Source organism: Trinickia mobilis, from assembly GCF_017315705.1.
GTDB classification, from domain to species: domain Bacteria; phylum Pseudomonadota; class Gammaproteobacteria; order Burkholderiales; family Burkholderiaceae; genus Trinickia_A; species Trinickia_A mobilis.
Genome location: NZ_JAFLRF010000003.1, coordinates 44,514 through 61,832 on the forward strand (window position 1 = coordinate 44,514; position 17,319 = coordinate 61,832).

The 17,319-nt window shown below is 65.3% G+C and carries 14 protein-coding genes; 10 read left to right on the forward strand and 4 right to left on the reverse strand.

Going from position 1 to position 17,319, the window contains the following annotated elements:
• Positions 1-2 precede the first annotated feature (2 nt).
• From J3489_RS05225 to J3489_RS05240, 4 genes are all read left to right on the forward strand, one after another.
• Positions 3-983, forward strand: a complete 981-nt coding sequence (locus tag J3489_RS05225; protein ID WP_206996654.1) for an ABC transporter permease — start codon at positions 3-5, stop codon at positions 981-983.
• Complete coding sequence (locus tag J3489_RS05230) at positions 980-1,987, forward strand: ABC transporter permease (protein WP_206996655.1); 1,008 nt, start codon at positions 980-982, stop codon at positions 1,985-1,987. The genes J3489_RS05225 and J3489_RS05230 overlap by 4 nt, the downstream gene beginning before the upstream one ends.
• Before the next feature lie 318 nt (positions 1,988-2,305).
• Positions 2,306-3,409 carry a porin gene (locus J3489_RS05235; protein ID WP_242539799.1) on the forward strand — a complete coding sequence of 368 codons (1,104 nt, stop codon included), beginning with the start codon at positions 2,306-2,308 and terminating at the stop codon, positions 3,407-3,409.
• A gap of 102 nt (positions 3,410-3,511) precedes the next feature.
• Complete coding sequence (locus tag J3489_RS05240; RefSeq protein WP_206996656.1) at positions 3,512-4,639, forward strand: YncE family protein; 1,128 nt, start codon at positions 3,512-3,514, stop codon at positions 4,637-4,639.
• Between the two features lie 113 nt (positions 4,640-4,752).
• Here J3489_RS05240 and J3489_RS05245 read toward each other — a convergent pair whose 3' ends face one another.
• Positions 4,753-4,935 (reverse strand): hypothetical protein, encoded by a 183-nt coding sequence (locus J3489_RS05245; RefSeq protein ID WP_206996657.1) that lies wholly within the window; start codon positions 4,933-4,935, stop codon positions 4,753-4,755.
• A gap of 194 nt (positions 4,936-5,129) precedes the next feature.
• Here J3489_RS05245 and J3489_RS05250 point away from each other — a divergent pair, with 194 nt between their 5' ends.
• The 4 genes from J3489_RS05250 (at position 5,130) to J3489_RS05265 (ending at position 9,298) form a co-directional block, all read left to right on the forward strand.
• Positions 5,130-5,675 carry a GlcG/HbpS family heme-binding protein gene (locus J3489_RS05250; RefSeq protein WP_206996658.1) on the forward strand — a complete coding sequence of 182 codons (546 nt, stop codon included), beginning with the start codon at positions 5,130-5,132 and terminating at the stop codon, positions 5,673-5,675.
• A gap of 36 nt (positions 5,676-5,711) precedes the next feature.
• Positions 5,712-6,920: an acetamidase/formamidase family protein gene (locus J3489_RS05255; protein WP_206996659.1), complete on the forward strand. Its 1,209-nt coding sequence runs from the start codon at positions 5,712-5,714 to the stop codon at positions 6,918-6,920.
• A gap of 98 nt (positions 6,921-7,018) precedes the next feature.
• Positions 7,019-8,308, forward strand: a complete 1,290-nt coding sequence (locus tag J3489_RS05260) for an MFS transporter (RefSeq protein WP_206996660.1) — start codon at positions 7,019-7,021, stop codon at positions 8,306-8,308.
• A 54-nt stretch (positions 8,309-8,362) separates the two neighbouring features.
• On the forward strand, positions 8,363-9,298 hold the full coding sequence (locus tag J3489_RS05265) for a fumarylacetoacetate hydrolase family protein (RefSeq protein ID WP_206996661.1): 936 nt from the start codon (positions 8,363-8,365) through the stop codon (positions 9,296-9,298).
• Between the two features lie 80 nt (positions 9,299-9,378).
• On the opposite strand, the gene J3489_RS05270 is transcribed toward J3489_RS05265, so the two are convergent.
• Positions 9,379-10,254 carry a helix-turn-helix transcriptional regulator gene (locus J3489_RS05270; protein ID WP_206996662.1) on the reverse strand — a complete coding sequence of 292 codons (876 nt, stop codon included), beginning with the start codon at positions 10,252-10,254 and terminating at the stop codon, positions 9,379-9,381.
• A gap of 364 nt (positions 10,255-10,618) precedes the next feature.
• On the opposite strand from J3489_RS05270, the gene J3489_RS05275 reads away from it, so the two are divergent.
• Both J3489_RS05275 and J3489_RS05280 read left to right on the forward strand, forming a co-directional pair.
• Entirely contained in the window at positions 10,619-11,407 is a 789-nt protein-coding gene (locus J3489_RS05275; protein ID WP_206996663.1) for an alpha/beta fold hydrolase, read from the forward strand.
• 416 nt (positions 11,408-11,823) lie between these two features.
• Positions 11,824-14,748 (forward strand): ATP-binding protein, encoded by a 2,925-nt coding sequence (locus J3489_RS05280; protein WP_206996664.1) that lies wholly within the window; start codon positions 11,824-11,826, stop codon positions 14,746-14,748.
• Here the strand turns inward: J3489_RS05280 and J3489_RS05285 are convergent.
• Entirely contained in the window at positions 14,673-16,193 is a 1,521-nt protein-coding gene (locus J3489_RS05285) for an efflux transporter outer membrane subunit (RefSeq protein ID WP_206996665.1), read from the reverse strand. The two genes, J3489_RS05280 and J3489_RS05285, sit on opposite strands and share 76 nt — an antisense overlap.
• The gene (locus J3489_RS05290) at positions 16,172-17,308 is read right to left on the reverse strand and encodes an HlyD family secretion protein (RefSeq protein ID WP_206996666.1); all 1,137 of its coding nucleotides are present in this window, start codon (positions 17,306-17,308) and stop codon (positions 16,172-16,174) included. The genes J3489_RS05285 and J3489_RS05290 overlap by 22 nt, the downstream gene beginning before the upstream one ends.
• Between the last annotated feature and the right edge of the window lie 11 nt (positions 17,309-17,319).

The following is a 17,319-nucleotide window of genomic DNA, read 5'->3' on the forward strand; positions in this document are numbered from 1 at the left end:
CGATGTCACGCGATGGGAAGCAAGGCAGGAAAGTCGAGACGGCACGGCGCGGGCGGCCGCTGCCGTCGATCGTGTGGGCAAGCGCCGTGCTTGCCGTGGCTGCGTCGATCGGCGTGCCGGGATTCGCGTCGCGCGCCAATGTGACCGACATCGGTCTGCAAATCGCGATGCTCGTGATGATTGCGATGCCGATGACACTCGTCATCCTCAGCGAAGGGCTCGACCTCTCGGTGGGTGCGCTGCTTAGCCTGTGCGGTGTGGTTTTCGCCATGACGCTGGGAGCGGGGTTCGGCGTGGCGGCCGCACTGCTGATTGCGGCGGCGGTGGGCATTGCGATCGGCTTGCTGAACGGCACGCTCATCGCGAGGCTCGGGCTGCCGCCTTTCGTCGTGACGCTCGGCACGCTCGGCATCTCGCAGGGCATCGCGCTCGCGTTGACCGACGGCAACGCCGTCGTGGTCGGCACGCCCGCCGTCGCGCAGCTGTACGCGTGGTCGGCGCTCGGCGTGCCGTTTCCGGTTCTCTGCGCGCTGGCGGCCTATGCGGCGACGCATCTGCTGCTCTATCACACGAAGTTCGGCGCCTACGTGTTCGCCATCGGCGGAAATCGCGAAGCACTCGTGCTGGCAGGCGTGAAGGCGAGGGCATTTCACGTCGCGATCTACGCCTTGAGCGGCCTCTTTGCCGGTCTTGCCGCGCTGCTGCTGGTCGGCCGTATGAACGCCGCGGAACCGACCTCGGCGATCGGCATGGAGTTCGACGCGATTGCCGCGGTCGTGCTCGGGGGCACCTCGTTCGAGCGCGGCGAAGGCGGATTGTTCGGAACCCTGATGGGCGTCGTGACGATCGGGGTGTTGCGCAATGCGCTCAACCTGCTCGGCGTCGAGTCGTCCCTTCAGGTGGTGTCGGTGGGCATGCTGGTCCTGCTCGTCGTCGTTGTCGACAGCGTTCGCAAATCCCGCGTCATTGGAGCGCAAGCATGAGTATCCAGAATCACTCCCGGTCCCTGTGGGCTCAAGTGGGCCAGTTCGATGTCCGCCGTCGCGTGCGCGAGGAGCCCGCCGGGCTGATCTCTCGCGCGATACTGGTGGGGGCGATCGCGCTGGCGCTCGCCGTGGCGACTGACGGATTCGCCACCTCCGCGAACCTGCTGAACGTGATGCGGCAGGCGAGCCTGATGTTCCTGCTGGCCTCGGGCCTCACGCTCGTGATCCTGTCCGGCGGCTTCGATTTGTCGATTGCGGCCAACATGACGTTGTCCGCATGCCTTGCCGCCGGCGTGATGAAGTCGGGCGGATCGCCGGTGCTGGCGGTCGCGATCGCGCTTGCGTGCGGCACCTCGATCGGGTTGCTGAACGGGCTCGCCGTGACGTTCCTGAGGCTGCCGCCTTTTCTGGCGACATACGGAATGCTGTGGGTCGTGCAGGGGCTCGCCTTCCACTACATGGGCGGCAACGAAATCTTCGGGTTTCCGGAGGGATTTCGGGCGCTCGGCACCGGATTCTGGTGGCACGTGCCGTTGCCCGTCTACATGATGCTGTTCGTTTTGATCGGCGGCACGGTTGTCACAGCCTGTCTGAACTTCGGCCGCGAGATCTATGCCATCGGCGCCAATGCCGAGGCGGCGCGGCTGTCCGGAATTCCCGTGCGCCGGCGCCGGATTGCCGTCTACACGATCAGCGGCCTGACGGCGGGTATCGCCGCGATCGTCTACCTGGCCAGAGTCAACGCGGCGGACTCGGCGATGGGCGAACCGATTCTGCTGCCGGCGATCGCCGCGATCCTGATCGGCGGCGCGTCGCTGTTCGGCGGATCGGGGTCATTGCTGGGCACCCTGTCCGGGTGCGTGATCCTCGCGCTGGTCATCGACGGGATGAACCTGTTGAACCTCAACGCGAACTGGCAGCCGTTGGTAGTGGGCGCTGTCTTGCTGATCGCCGTGCTGGCCGATGCGCTCGGCCGGCGGCATGCGGAGAAGGCCCGCTGATCGCTGCCGCGTCGGCGGGCACAACAAAGAGACGATTTGACAAGCGGCGGGACTTTTCGGCGACCGCACATGACAGAGTTTTCCGTAGCATCCATGTAACGACGCCGCATGCGGCGTGCCCTGATAACCGCGGCGAGGCATTGCATCATTGCGGTCAACAGGGCGAACGATTCGCTATCGATTTCGACTGCCACTGACCGGCATCGCTTCATCGACAGGGAATCGAGATTAAAAATAAATTCGCAGTGCGAATCGACGAAAGATCGAGTGCGAAATGCACCAGTTACTGGTTTGCTGACATGGAGGGGAATGGTGGAGATGAAAAGAAGGATGATCGCGGCGTCGATCGTTGCGGCAATCAGCAGCACGGCGTTCGCGCAGAGCAGTGTCACGCTTTCGGGCAGGATCGATGAAGGCATCACGTATGTCTCGAAAGACGGAGGGAGCAGCAACACGAAGATGGACAGCGGCGTGCTGTTTCCGAACCTGTGGATACTCTCGGGCACCGAGGATCTCGGCGGCGGAAACAAAGCATTGTTCAAGCTGTCGTCGCTCTTCAACCTGAACAACGGAGAGCTGGGCCAGGCCAACACGCTGTTCGGGCAGCAGGCCTGGGTGGGGCTGCAAACCCGCTTCGGCACGGTCTCGTTCGGCAATCAGTTCGATTTCAGCGCCGACTACTACGGACAGTTCAACATCGGCTCGTCGGGTAGCGGCTATGCCATTCACCAGGGCGACTTCGATCGCACCAACAACGATCGGCTGAAGAATTCCGTCAAATATGTCAGTCCGTCGTTTGGCGGGCTCACGTTCGGTGCGATGTACGGATTCAGCAACACGGCGGGAAGCTTTCACGACAACAGCGGCTGGAGTGCAGGCGCGCAATATGCGAACGGTCCGCTGACGGTTGCGGCTGCGTACACCTATCTCGCGACACCGACTCTGGATCCGTACGCGCAGATCGGCACGCACACGTTTTTCGGCCTGCCGGTAGCGAGCGTGTCGAACAACGTCGCCACCGACCTCGCGCCCAATTTCCAGATCCGCTCGCTTGGCACGTTGGGCGTCGGCGCGTCTTACGCGATCGGCGACTTCACGCTGTACGGCAACTTCAGCGACACGGTGCTGAAGTACTTGAATGAAACGTCCGTCATGCACGTCTACGAAGGGGGCGCCACCTGGCAGGTGACGCCTGCGACCGAGCTGGTCGCGGGCTATCAGCACACGAGCTTCGAAGAACATGCCTGGAATCAAGTGACCGCGGCCGCGCTTTACTCGCTGTCGAAGCGAACCCAGGTCTACGTGTCGTCGGACTACCTGAAGGCATCGGCCGGTGTCGATCCCGTGATCGGCGCGAGCTTCGCGCCGTCGCTGGCGGGACAGCAGGTCGACGTGCGCGTCGGTATCTATCACACCTTTTAGTCGAAGCTGGCGGCGCGCCGGTGGGCGTGCCGCAGGCGAACGGCTGCAACATCCTGTCCCGGCTTCGGCTGGAGCCATCAACGAGTGTAGGAGGAGGCGAATATGAAACGAGCATTGGGTGCAATCACATTGGCGGGCGCGCTGGCGGCGTGCGCCTACGCATGGGCGAGCGATGCGGGCAACGCGCCGAAATGGCTCACCAACATCCCGATGACGAGCGCGAAGCCGTTCGGCTTCGACATCAGCGCGACGGCGGACGGTACCTATTATCTTGCGGACGGTTCGAACGCGACGCTCGACGTATTCGACGCGAAGACGATGACGCTGCGCGACCGGATCTCCGCGGACTTCGCCGGCATCGGCCCGAGCCACGACAAGTCGGGGCCGGCGGGCGTGATTCCGGTGCCGGGGACGTCGCTCGTCTACGTCGGCGACGTCAACGCGGTGAAGGTGATCGACGTGGCGTCGAAGCAGCTCGTCAAGCGCATCGAAGTCAGCACGACCGGAATTCGAGCTGACGAGGGCTGTCTCGATCCGCAGCATCACATCGTGATGTTCTCGAGCGGCGCCGAGGAGCCGCCGTTCGCCACCTTCATCAACACTGACACACAGTCGGTCGTCGCAAAGCTCGCCTTGAGCGACTCGACCGGACTGGAAGCGTGCGCGTACGACCCGAAGGGCAACAACTTCGTCCTCAACAACGACGGTACGAAGGCCAATCCCAAGGGAGAGGTCGATGTGATTCCGGTCGCATCGGTGCTGGAGGGTAAGCCGGTCGTGTCGAACACCTTCAAGTTGAAGGGCTGCGAAGGGCCGAGCGGCATTGCCATGGGGCCCGGCAACGACGCGTTGATCGGCTGCGACCCGGACGAGGGCGGCAAGCAGTCCACCGTGATCATCGATCGCACCAACGGCACGACGCTCGCCGAACTACCGTTCGGCGGCACGGACGAAGCCGTCTACGATCCGGTCTCGAACCGCTATTTCCTCGCCGCCGGTCACCACTCGGCGGACAACGTCTCGCGCGTCGGCAACAAGGCAGCGAAGTTCGATCCGTCTCTCGGCATCGTCAATGCGAGCACGCGCAGTCTGGTCGCGATCGTGCCGACCGGCGCCGGCGCGCATTCAGTAGCGGTCGACGGCGAATCGCATCACGTGTTCGTCCCGTTTGCCGCGGGCCCGTCGGAGCAATTCACGGGTACCGGCGTGTCGGTGTTCGAGACCGAATGACGGTTTCATCGTCGCGCGATCGAGGCGGCTTGCCCGTGAGGCCGCCCGAGGGTCTTACGGGTTTTTTTGTCGCGCGGCGGTTTCGTCATGCCGTGTTCCGGTCCGGGCAGCGTTCACGAGCCGGCGTGCTGGGCCGTGTCAGGCGCGGATCGGCTGGTGTCGCCCTGACTCTGCGGCGGGGGCTGGTAACGCGTGTGGTCGTGTTCGTGATCGACGTGAAACCGACCGTTCGCCATAGACGGACCTGCCAGGAGCATCCCCAGCATTAGCGCGGTGCCATACATCAACGTTTTCATGATGGTTCTCCAGGTTCTACGTTACGCAAACCTGAAATCAAGGCTAGGCAGATTTCGCCTGCCGTTCTAACTCGTGGATACCCGTAAAAGTGGCCGATTTTGAAAATATTTTGGATAACGATTCGAATGACGGACGCGACCCGCTCGGTCGGCGCTGCGACACAAACGGATTGCGCAACAAGAAGGAGAGGGATGTGAAGTTCAGGTTCTCGATGCAGCGGCTGGCGCAGGTGGCGATCGCGTCGTTGGGATTCGCGGGCATGGCTCATTCCGCGGCTGCCGACGAGACCGGCGCGCTCGCGCCGGCGCCGGCCTATTCGCTCAGCTTCGCGCAAACCGAAAAGCTGATCGGGCTCGCGGTCGCGGCAGCGAGCGCGCGCCATCTCGCGATGAGCTTCGCGGCCGTCGATCCCGGCGGTCATCTGATCGCCGCCGCGCGCATGGACGGGGCGCCGTTCGCGAGTCTCGATTTCGCGCGCGGCAAGGCGTTCGCGTCGGTGGCGCTCGGCGGGCAATCGGGCACGACGCTCGAGCAGCGGTACCGCGACGATCCGTCGGAATACAGCAACGTGTCCGGCGCGGGCTATTACGCCCCGTTCCTGCCGGCGGGCGGCACCTTTCCCGTCTTCTCGAACGGACACCTGCTGGGCGCATTGGGCGCAAGCGGCGCACCGTCGGCGATTGACGACCAAGTGGTCAAGGAAGCCATCGAAGCGCTCGGCGCGAGCACCGCGCGTTGAGCGTGCTTTGTCATTGCAACTTTGTCAGGACGATTTATGACACGCAACACAGAGATTGACCGCTCGGCCGACATGGCGGCGAGCGACATGGAGACGACAGGCACCGCGACGCGGGACGCGACGGCGATCTGCCGGCGGACGATGCTGCGGCTCGGCTTTGGCGCGCTTGCCGCGGGCGCGGCCGGCTTGGCCGGCGCGGCCCGTGCGCAAGCGACCCATGCGGCCGCCGGCGGCGCGAGTCCCCATGCGGTGCGCCGCGGCAAGGTGGTGCGCCTCGTGCCATCGTGGGACACGGTTCAGGTCGGACGCATGGAGCCGAACGCGGCGCCGGCCGTCACGATCCATCCGGGCGATACCGTGTGGTACGACGGCACGTGGACCAATTGGGGCAACGAGGCGAAGTACGGGATGGGGTTCAAGGAACGCGAGCCGATCCGCAAGAAGTATCCGAACGGCGCCTTCTCGCTGATCGGCCCGGTCGTGATCGACGGCGCGGAGCCGGGCGATCTCGTCGAATGCCGGATGCTGAAAATGCGGACCATCGACTGGGGCTGGAACTCGGCACCGCCGGGCGTCGGTGCGTTGCCGCACGATTTCAAGCCCTATCTTCGCTACCTGAAAATCAACAGCGACCGTACGTATGCGGCGTATGTGCCCGGCGTCGACATTCCGCTGAAGCCCTTTCAGGCCTATCTCGGCACGCAGCCGCCGGGCGACCGGCCGACCAGCGCGAATTTCGCGGGCAGCTACGGCGGCAATCTGGATTGCGCCGTGCTCGGCGCCGGCAGCTCGATCTTTCTGCCGGTGCAGATGGCCGGCGCGCGGGTTTGGACGGGCGGCTCGATGGGGGCGTCGGGCGAGGGCAACGTCGATCAGACGTCGATCGAGACCGCGTTCGAAGAGATGCGGATCCAGTTCCTGCTGCACAAACGCGCGGCCCTCGACGGGCCGATGGCGGAGACGCCGGAGCACTGGATCGGCTTCGGCTTCTCCGACAGTCTGGACAGTGCGCTTGTCGCATGCCTGCGGCAGATGATCGGCTGGCTATCGGCCGCCACCGGCATCGCGCCGGAAGACTGCTATGGCATCTACAGCGTGGCGGGGAGCTTTCGCGTGTCGCAGTACGCGAATCAGACCGGCACGGTGTACGCGACCAAACCGCCGAAGGGCATTCATTGCATGCTGCCCAAGCGCATTTTCTCGGCGGAACTGCAACAACGCATTTCGGCTTACATGCGGGCGTGATGCGGCGTTCCTTTCCAATGGTTTGAGCAAACGGCGGTGCCGGTGCCTCCGTGTTTCGAATGGGGGCGTGCAGGCGCACGCCGTGAGGAGTGGATGTGATGGATGTGAAAGACAAGAAGGCCGCGGTCGCGGACGAACTTTCTGCAATGGGCAGCACGGGCCGGTGTTTTGCGCTGCTGGTGTGCTTTCTGATTGTCGTGCTGGACGGATTCAATACGACGTCGATCTCGTTCGTCGTTCCGACGCTGGCGCGTGAATGGCAACTGGCGCCGGCTTTGTTCACGCCGGTGTTCGTGGCGACGAACGTCGGCGCGGCGATCGGATTCGTCGTCACGGGGCCGCTCGCGCATCGCGTCGGACAGAGGCTCGTCGGCCTCGCGAGCGTCGTGCTGTTCGGCGGCTGCACGCTGCTCACCGCGTACGCGGGCGACATCATGAGCCTGTCTGCGATGCGCGTGCTCGCGGCGATCGGACTGGGCGCGGCATTGCCGATCGCCATCACGGCGTCGGCGGGCATCCTCGGCGCGAAGCACAAGGTCGCCGCATCGATTCTGGTGACGACCGGCATGTCCGTGGGGGCCGTCATCGGCGGTCTCGTAGGCGGGCCGCTGATGCACCAGTTCGGTTGGCAATCCGTCTTCGTGCTCGGCGGCACGCTGCCGTTCGTGGTGGTGCCCGCGTTTTACAGCGTCCTGCGAACAGCCGGGCAGGCGAGCGGGGGTCCCGCGGCGGGGCAGGGCGCCAATCAGTTGAAGGCGCTATTCAGGAACGGTCTTGCGGGCTACACGTGCCTTCTTTGGCTGTTCTCCTTTCTGATCTTCATGGACGTCTATGCGCTGCTGTTCTGGCTACCGACGCTCTTGGTCGCATTCGGCTTCTCGCTCGATCATGCCCCGGCCGGGATGGCGGCATTCAGCGTCGGCGGGCTGAGCGGCAATCTTCTGATGACGGCGGCCGTCGCGGCGATGACGCTGAAGGGCAAGCTGCGGATCAAGTCGGCGCTGACGATCGGCGTGGCGTGCGTGATCGCCAGCATAGCGGCGCTGAGCCAGGCCGCCTTGCCGCCGCCAGGCGTGCTGTTGCTGATCGGCGTCATCGGCGCGGGGCTCGTCAACGGCATCATGGGACAAACCGCGCTTGCGGTTGCTTTCTACCCGGCGAACATCCGCGCGACGGGTGTGGGCTGGGGCCTCGCGATGGGACGCATCGGGTCGTTCATCGGTCCGGCGGTCGGCGGTGCACTGCTATCCCTGGGCTGGGCGCCGCGCGACATCGTCCTGACCGCGATCCTGCCGGCGCTCGCTTCGATCGTGACGCTCGTCGCATTGTCGTTGGCCGGGCGCCGGGCAGGCAGCCGGGCAGCCGGTCATGCGCTGGTGGAGCATTGAACTCCCGACTACAGTTTTCGTTTTCTTAACTCAACTCGAAATCACGTTTCAATCATGAAAATCATTGCTTATGCGGACGCGGGCCGTACCGCGCTTGGCGTCGTCACCGGCGCGACCCGCTTCATCGCCGTCGACGATGTTGCCCCTGACTTGCCCACCCGTCTGATCGATATTCTCGAAATGCACGATGGCCTCGCGCGACTGCGGCAAGCGGTCGAGGGCAAAACAGGCAACCGGGCGCTCGCGGACGTGACCCTCAAGCCGTTCCTCGATCGGCCGAACGCGATGTGGGCGCTGGCGCTGAACTTCAAAAGCCACATCGCGGAAACCGGCTTGCAGACCAACGCCGACTACCCGCATCTCTTCATGCGCACGGCGGCGTCGTTCGTCGGTGCAGGAGAGCCGATTGTCGCGCCGCCGGAAGACGTGGCGCGCGCATTCGATTACGAGGGCGAACTGGCCGTCGTCATCGGCAAGCCGGGGCGCTATATTCCCGTCGAGCGCGCAATGGAGCACGTTGCGGGCTACACCTGCCTGAACGAAGGTTCGGTGCGCGAGTATCAGATGCACAACCGGCAATTCGGCTTGGGCAAGAATTTCGAGGCGTCCGGCGCGTATGGCCCTTGGCTGATGACACCCGACGAGTTCGGGGATCCGCAACGGCACACCGTGCTCACCCGCGTCAACGGCGTCGTACGGCAGCGTGCGCCGTTGGACGACATGCTGATCGATGTCGCCAGCGTGATCAGCTATCTGAGTCGCGGCTACTCGTTGCGTCCCGGCGACCTCATCGCGATGGGCACGCCCGGCGCACTGAAGCCGCAGCCCGACGATGCGGAGGGCCTCGATCTGTCGCGGCAGTACGGGCCGTTCCCGACGCCGGGTCTGGTGCACATGCGGCCGGGAGACTGCGTGGAGGTCGAGATCGACGGGTTAGGCGTCCTGTGCAATCCGGTGATTGCGGACCCGTCGTACGCCGGCGCCGAGTGACGGATGCCGCCCGCAGGCGCCCGGTGCATGAGCCGGGCGCCTGCGGCGGCGTCCGGGACGGCGAGGCCGTCTTCGGGCGATCAGCCTTCGCGCGTGTTCAGCGTGACCGAGTGCCGGCGGAATTCGCTCGGCGGCACGCCCATGTGCTGCGCGAAAAAGCGCGTGAAGTGACTGTGTTCCTCGAAGCCCAGTTGGTCTGCGATGTCGGCAAGCGGCTTGGCGCTTGCGCCGAGCAGTTGGATCGCGTGCGACATGCGCACCCAGTCGATGTAGTGCTGCGGCGAGATCCCCATGCAGCGCCGGAATTGCTCGAAGAATCGCGATCTTGAAAGCCCGACCTCCGTGGCGACTTGCGCGACTGTCGGGTTCGCGACCGGAGACCGCTTGATGAAGTCGAGCGCCTTGCGGATCCGGAAGTCGACCGGACGACGTGACGGCACGATGCCTGTCGTGAGCGCGGGGTCCGCGAAATCACGTCCGAGCGCCTTGACGAGATCCTCCAGAATCGGCATGCAGCCTTCGTCGTGTGCAACGAGATGATGGGTGATCGCGGCGGCGAGACGGTCCACGTGGTGACGCACGTCCGGCGTCACCACGACCCATCGGTTCGGGAAGATATCGGCCGCTCCGCTGTCGGCCAGCTGCAACGTGTCACGCAGCCAGGCGGGTTCGATCACCAGCGAAAGGATCAGCGACGCCATTTCGCCGTTACCGTCTTTCGCATGCTCGACCCAGGGATTCAGGCAGATCGCGCGTTCGGCCGTCAGCGTGCAGTCCTGGGCGCCGATACGGAAGTCGCAATCGCTTCCGCCCAGCTTGAAAAGGAATTGGTACTGCGAATGCGCGTGAGCAACGAGCGGACGGTTGATGAAGTTGACAGTCGCGCGGCCGAAATCGCCTCGCAGGATCCAGACGGGCTTTTCTGCGTTCTCTGCATCGGTTACTACGGTCGGCATACCCAAATTCTCTCTTGGCGGATCAGCTAAACAAGCGCCATCACGCGTGTTTCGTTCAAATGCTTGCGGCAAGCATCCCATTGCGCGCGCACTGCTTGACTCCGGAATGCGCGCACGAACGTCACTTAATCAAATGCCTGTTAACACGTCAATCGGTGAAAACATGCTTGCACCACGTCCGCTGCGTAGTCGCACTTGGAGGAAAGAACGATTCGTGTGCTGCGGGGGACGCAGGCGAATTTCGGACGATTCGGCAAGTGACCGGCGCCTTCGATCAATCGCCGCGGGAACGGCGACCGTATATTGAGAGCCACGCGCATCGTCGCGCGAACGGAACGGCTCGACGCTTGACGAGGGGCAAGACATGGGATGGTTTGAACGCGAAGGAATCCGCTTCGCTTATGAGGAATTCGGCCCGCGCGCCGCACCGGCGATCGTGTTCAGTCACGGCTTTCTGATGGACGGCGCGATGTTCCAGCCGAACGTTGCCGCATTATGTGACGTGTTCCGATGCGTCGTTTGGGACCAGCGCGGCTTCGGTGCGACCGGACCGACCGATCGCACCTTCAGTTATTGGGATTCCGCTCGGGATCTGATCGGTTTGCTCGATCATCTGGAGGTGGATTCGGCTTCGCTCGTCGGCATGTCGCAAGGCGGATTCCTGTCGATGCGAGCGGCGTTGCTCGAGCCCAACCGCTTTCGCGCGCTCGCGCTGATCTCGACCCGAAGCGATCCGGATGCCGAGCCGGTGAAAGCGTCGTTCGAGCAGCTGAAGGCCGAATGGGCGCGCAATGGTGCGGCGAACGTCGCGTCGCCAATGGCTGCATTCCTGTTCGGCCCGGACTATTGCGCATCGGCGTGGACTGCGAAATGGCTACGAATGAGTCGCGACCATTTCGAGCGTCCGGTCGATGCGCTGACGACGCGAGACGATATTACGCCTCGCCTCGACAGCATTGCGCACGCGTCGATCGTGTTCCATGGCCGGGACGATGCCGCGATCAGCCCGAGCTGCGGCGAGGCGCTCGCCTCGGCGCTGCCGAACTGCAAGGGGCTGGTTCTGGTGGACGGCGCCGGACACACGCCCAATCTCACGCACCCTGCGAGCGTCAATCCGCCGTTGCGGGAGTTCTTGCGGCGCTACGGGCGCTGATGTGCGGCTGCGGCACGGTCTGCGAACGTGCCTCACGCACGATGTTTCAATGCTTGAAACGGCTGCATCGCGAGGCTTCGTCACCCAGGCTGGCTCGCTTGATCCAGGCGTCAAGCCCCTTGGCCTTTCAACTCTGTCTCCACTTTATTTGCACTAAGATTAACGCTGCGGGATGGGTAGGGTGGTTCCAGTCGCGGCTGTGGAAAAGCCGCGCCTCAAATGTCTGGGGAATTTGAGGCAGGTGGGCTTTGCCGTATGCCAGCGCCGCTTCCCATCGTCTGAGAATTGAAGTCGCGGCAATCGCAACAGGCGCTCTCCATGCCAGCCTTCTTTGCCGGGTTCCGGCCGCGCCCACTTCCTCGTTTTGCTCATCGAAGCGTGACATCCATAGCGACGCACGAACTTGCGGGGCGTTGATGGTTCAGATCGGCAAACTGCATGTCAATCTCGAGCGGCGGGAGGTGAGCCGGGATGGCGCGCCGCTGCGCATCGGTTCGCGTGCATTCGATGTCCTCGGACACCTGATCGAGGCCAACGGTGCGCTGGTGTCGAAAGAGGACCTCATCAGCCGGGTCTGGCCCGAAACGATCGTCGAAGAAAACAACCTGCAAGTCCAGATCACCGTGCTGCGCAAGGCGCTCGGCGAGGACCGCGACCTGATCCGGACCGTGCCTGGGCGGGGCTATCAACTTGTCGGGAGCGGTACGCATCTGCCTGGCCGGCGTTGTGTCGCGCAACGCGACGCGATACGTAATCTGCCGGCACAGATGGATCTCATTGGCCGCGAGTCGGCCGTCGACGAGATCACTGCGATGCTGGCGCAAGCGCCCCTGGTAACACTGGTTGGCGCCGGCGGGATCGGCAAGACCAGTCTTGCGATCCGCGTGGCACGCGAGTTCGGTCATCGATTTGCGGGCGGCGTGCACTTCATCGAACTGGCGCCGTTGTCCGAACCGGGTACGGTGCTCGTAGCGGTGGCCGAAGCATGCGGCATGCGCTGCGCCAGCGGTGCGATCAGCGCGCCCCATATCGCCGGTGCCCTTGCGCATTCGCCATGTCTCGTCGTCCTCGACAACGCCGAACACGTCGTCGACGTCGTTGCCGGGCTGGTCGACGCACTGCTGCCTTATTACCCGGAGGTCAACGTGCTCGTGACGAGCCGGGAGCCGCTGCGGGTGGCCGGGGAGTCGATTTACCGGGTTCGGCCGCTCGAGGTCGCGGCCGACGACGCACCGATCGAGCATCTGCTGTCATCCTCTGCCGTGCAGCTTTTCGTGCGGCGCGCCCGGGCACTGGCGTGCGACCTCGGCACCGACGCCCGAAGCGTGCGCCTGATCGGCGCCATCTGCCGTCGTCTGGACGGCATTCCGCTGGGGATCGAGCTGGCCGCGGCGCGTGCGGTGGCGCTCGGGGTGGCGGGCGTCTACGCGCACCTCGACGATCGTTTGCAGTTGCTGGCGGGCGGACACCGGAACGCGCTGCCGCGCCATCAGACGCTCCGGGCCACCTTCGACTGGAGCTACGCGTTGCTCGACGCGATGTCCCGCAAGGTATTCCGGCGCCTCGGCGTATTCGCCGGCGTGTTCACGTTCGAAGCGATCTGTGCGGTGGCCGGGGACCGGGACATGGCAGCCGCCCGCGTGATCACCAGCATCAGCGAACTGACCGAGAAGTCGCTGTTGAACGTGGAGTTCGAGGACGGCGTGGCGCGCTACCGGCTGCCGGAATCGACGCGTGCCTATGCGCTGGAAAAGCTGCGCGACGAGGGCGAACTCCAGTCGGTGACCGAGCGCCACGCGCGGTTTCTGCAGCAGCGCTTTGACCGCGGCCTGCCAGCCGAGCGCTGGTCCCGCAAGCGGACCGCGCAATCGGACTTCAGGCAAGCACTGGACGATGCGCGGGGCACATTTGACTGGGCCTTCTCCGCGGAGGGCAATCCGCAGCTCGGCATTGCGCTCGCAAGTGCGCTGGCCGGTCCGTTACTCGAATGTTCGTTGCTCGACGAGTGCCGGACACGCGCGGGCCGGGCCGTAGCGGCTATCGAAGACCTGCCGGCCGGCAGCGTGGACGCGAGCTGTGAAATGCGCCTGTGCGCGGCGCTAGCCTATGCGCTGCTGCATACGAGCGGTCCCGTCAGCCGTGCTGCGCAACTTTGGCAAAGGGCGCTCGCGCTCGCCGCACAGGCCGGCGATCTGGAGGACCGCTCGCGGGCGCTCTGTGGGCTGTGGAATACGATGCTGACGTCCGCCGACATCCATGCGGCGATGGAGTGCGCCACGCGTTACCAGCAGTTCGCCGCCGCGCAGGGTACCGAATGGCACCGCATCCTCGGCGAGCAGCTCGTTGCGGTGACGCAGCATTGCCTCGGGATGCACGATGAGGCGCGCGCGAGTCTCGAGCGCGGCCTCGCGCGGCTCGACCGTGACGTGCCGCGCGCGAAACTTGCCGTCGACCCGCTGATCTTCATGAACGGCACGCTCGCGCGCATCGAGTGGCTGCAGGGGCGCCCGGAGCACGCGATGACGCTCGTCAACCGCGCCGTGGACCGGGTGCGAGGCGTCGCGCTCGAGCCGTCGCTCAGCCACGTGCTCGCGGTCGTTGCGGTGCCGCTCGCGCTGATGACGGGAGACGTGCTCGCCGCGGACCGCTATCTCGACATCCTGCGCTCGCAGGTGACCCTGCATCGTTTCGATGTCTGGCGCGAGTACTGTGATTGCCTGGGCGTGTATCGGGATCTGCTGAGCGGGCGCGGCGAGCACGCGCTGCCGGTCCTCGAGGCGGCGCTCGACGCGCTCCTCGCACGCGGCTTTCGCCGCCTGCTCACGCCGCTGCAGGCCGCCTGCGCCCAGGCGCTCGCCGCATGTGGACGGATCGAGGAAGCGAAAGCAAGGCTGGCGGAAGCGCAGGCCTTTTGCGCGCAACACGGCGAGCAGCTGTTCGTTCCCGAGCTGTGGCGCGCGATGGGGATCGTCGAGCTGGAGGACGCACGCCACACGCGCGCAGGCGAGCGTTCGGACGCACACGAAGAACGCGCACGGCAGTGCTTCGAAACCGCCATCCGGATCGCAACGGAGCAGGGCGCCATCATGTGGATGCTAAGGAGCACGATTGCACTGGCGAGACTCTGTGTTTTGCAAGGGCGTCGCGCAGAGGCCTCGTGCCGGCTGCAAGCGTTCACCTCGACCTTCGATGCCCAATCGGGCGCAAGCGACGTTCGCGAGCTGTACGCGCTGGCAGATGAGCTGCGGCCGGCCGGCGCAGCAGTTCAAGGCTTGCCGGCGGAGGCCGAGGAGAGGGCGGTCTCTTCGCGGGCCGGCCAGCCGCCGCCAAGCGATTTGTAGAGTGCGACCAGCGAGAGGTCGCTGTCGCGGTCGGTTTGTGCAAGCTTGTCCTCGGCCGCGTAAAGCGAACGCTCGGCATCGAGCACCGAAAGAAAGTCCTCGAGTCCCTGACGGTACAGCCGAGTCGCGACCGTTACCGCTTCGCGGTCCGACGCTGCCTCCTCGGCGAGGCGCTCGCGGCGGATGCGCGACTGGCCGTACGACGCGAGCGCGGTCTCGACATCGCGCAGCGCTTCGAGCACGGTGCGCTGGTACGACGCCGCGGCCTCGTCGGTGCGTGCTTGCTGTGCCTCGACGCCGAAGCGGACCTTGCCGGCATCGAAGATCAGCCAGCGGATGCCGGGGCCGACCGACAGGTAGCGGCTCGGGGCGGTGAGGAACGTGGAGGCTTCGAGGCTCTCCACGCCGGCAGCGCCCGTCAGGTAGAAGTGCGGATAGAGGTCGGCCTTGACCACGCCGATACGCGCATTCGCTGCCGCGAGCCTGCGTTCCGCGGCGCGGATATCGGGCCGGCGCTGCAGCAGCTCCGACGGCAGGCCGATGGGCACATCGGCGATGGGAGCGGGGATCGTGGCCGGCGTATCGAGCTCGGCGAGCAGCGTCTCCGGTTGATGACCGATGAGCGCGCCGATCCGGTAGATTGCGGCCCGCGATTCGGCGGTCAAGTCCGGCACGACGGCTTCCGTATCGGCGACCAAGGCCTGCGATCGCAGGACATCGAGGCGCGACGCAAGGCCCGCGTCGAACTGAGAGCGTGTGAGCGCCAGCGCATCCCGCTGGGTGGCGAGGTTGTCGCGCGCGACCGCGAGCCGCCGTTGCGCACCGCGCACCTCGATATAGTTGCGGGCGATCTCGGCGACCAGCGTCAACGTGATGTCGCCGCGCTCGGCGACGGCCGCTTGCCACGAGGCGTCGGCGGCTTCGATGCCGCGCCGGTTGCCGCCGAACACATCGATCTCCCACGACGCGTCGAACCCGGCCTGCCACAGGTTGCCGTCGGCGCCCGGGCCGAGGCCTCCGGGCGGCACGCCGACCGGTACGTTCGCACTGCCGTGCGTGCGGGCGTAAGCTGCGTCCGCGTCGGCTTCGGGGTACAGCGCGGCGCCCGCAACGCCGCGCAGCGCGCGCGCTTCGCGCACGCGCGCTTGCGCCGCTGCGAGGTCGGGCGACGCTTGCAGCGCTTCGTCGATGAGCTGGTCGAGGACCGCGTCGCCAAAGTTTTGCCACCACGCATCGAGTGGAGCGACAGGCTTTAGCGCCGTCCCTGCCGTGACCGGCGCGTGTTCCGCAAAGCTGTCGGGCAGGGTCATCTTCGGCGGGACGTAGTCGGGCCCGACCGTGCAGGCGCCGAGCATGCAGAGCATCCACGCGGACATGGCGAGCCGATGCGGCCATCGGCCGATCGATCGGCATGCGGCCATCGCTAGTTCAGAAATCCTAACCATGCCGGTGGCTTCCGAACAAAGATGCGGGTTTCGACTGACATCCCCGGCGAGATCCAGCGCAGCGCTTCGCCCGGGTTGTCGAACTCGATTTTGACGGGCACGCGCTGCACGACTTTGACGAAGTTGCCCGTTGCGTTCTCCGGCGGAAGCAGCGCGAAGCGCGAACCCGTACCGCGCTGAATGCTGTCCACATGGCCGCGCAACCGCAAGTCTGGAAACGCATCGACGCGGATCGTCACCGGTTGTCCAGGACGCACGTCGGTCAGCTGCGTTTCCTTGTAGTTCGCAATCACATAGAGCCGTTGCGGCACCACCGAAAGCAGCAATTGCCCCGGCTGTACGAAGTTGCCCGGCTCGACGCTCTTGCGCGCGACACTGCCGGCTTCGGTTGCGTAGATCTTCGTATACGACAGATTCAGCTCGGCCTGGGCAAGTGCCGCCCGGGCCTGTTCGACGGCTGCTTCAGCGGTGACGGCTTGCGAGCGGGCGAGCTTTGCCTGGGCCTGCGCTGCTTCGATCCGCACCTGCGACGCGACCACGGTTGCACGGTTGCTGGCCGCCGCCGCCTTGCCTTCGTCGACGCGTTCCGTGGACACAGCACGGATATCGGAGACGGACAGCAGGCGGCTCAGGTTCGCGTCAGCGAGCCGGGCGTTGGCTTGCGCGACGTCGAGCTCGGCGCGCTGTCTGGCGACTTCCGCATCGGCAACGGGAATCTGGTCGCGGGCTTCTTGCAGCTTCCCTTCGGCATTCGCGAGATTCGCGCGGGCCTGGGACAGCGCGACCGCGTAGTCGCGCGGGTCCAGCTCGACCAGCAGCTCGCCGGCGGTCACCGGGCTGTTGTCGTCGACGTAGAGCTTCTGAACATAGGCCGGGACCTTCGGGATGATCGACACGACATGGGCTTCGACGTACGCGTCGTCGGTTTCTTTGCCGTAGAAAACAGGCACGAGGAAATACAGCGCGATCACGGCGATCACCACGAGACCCAGCAACGCGAACAGCAGCGGGCGCCGGCTTGGCCCCGGCGCGGCGGTGGGCGGCGTGGGCGGCTGCGACGGTGCAGCCGGCGCGCGCGTCTCCGGCGGCTTCTCGACCGGCGGCGCCTGGTTCATCGTGGTCCCCC

Coding starts and splice junctions, on each gene's coding strand:
- J3489_RS05225 (WP_206996654.1), top strand. CDS start 3: ATGTCACGCGATGGGAAGCAAGGCAGGAAAGTCGAGACGGCACGGCGC.
- J3489_RS05230 (WP_206996655.1), top strand. CDS start 980: ATGAGTATCCAGAATCACTCCCGGTCCCTGTGGGCTCAAGTGGGCCAG.
- J3489_RS05235 (WP_242539799.1), top strand. CDS start 2,306: ATGAAAAGAAGGATGATCGCGGCGTCGATCGTTGCGGCAATCAGCAGC.
- J3489_RS05240 (WP_206996656.1), top strand. CDS start 3,512: ATGAAACGAGCATTGGGTGCAATCACATTGGCGGGCGCGCTGGCGGCG.
- J3489_RS05245 (WP_206996657.1), bottom strand. CDS start 4,935: ATGAAAACGTTGATGTATGGCACCGCGCTAATGCTGGGGATGCTCCTG.
- J3489_RS05255 (WP_206996659.1), top strand. CDS start 5,712: ATGACACGCAACACAGAGATTGACCGCTCGGCCGACATGGCGGCGAGC.
- J3489_RS05260 (WP_206996660.1), top strand. CDS start 7,019: ATGGATGTGAAAGACAAGAAGGCCGCGGTCGCGGACGAACTTTCTGCA.
- J3489_RS05265 (WP_206996661.1), top strand. CDS start 8,363: ATGAAAATCATTGCTTATGCGGACGCGGGCCGTACCGCGCTTGGCGTC.
- J3489_RS05270 (WP_206996662.1), bottom strand. CDS start 10,254: ATGCCGACCGTAGTAACCGATGCAGAGAACGCAGAAAAGCCCGTCTGG.
- J3489_RS05275 (WP_206996663.1), top strand. CDS start 10,619: ATGGGATGGTTTGAACGCGAAGGAATCCGCTTCGCTTATGAGGAATTC.
- J3489_RS05280 (WP_206996664.1), top strand. CDS start 11,824: ATGGTTCAGATCGGCAAACTGCATGTCAATCTCGAGCGGCGGGAGGTG.
- J3489_RS05285 (WP_206996665.1), bottom strand. CDS start 16,193: ATGGTTAGGATTTCTGAACTAGCGATGGCCGCATGCCGATCGATCGGC.
- J3489_RS05290 (WP_206996666.1), bottom strand. CDS start 17,308: ATGAACCAGGCGCCGCCGGTCGAGAAGCCGCCGGAGACGCGCGCGCCG.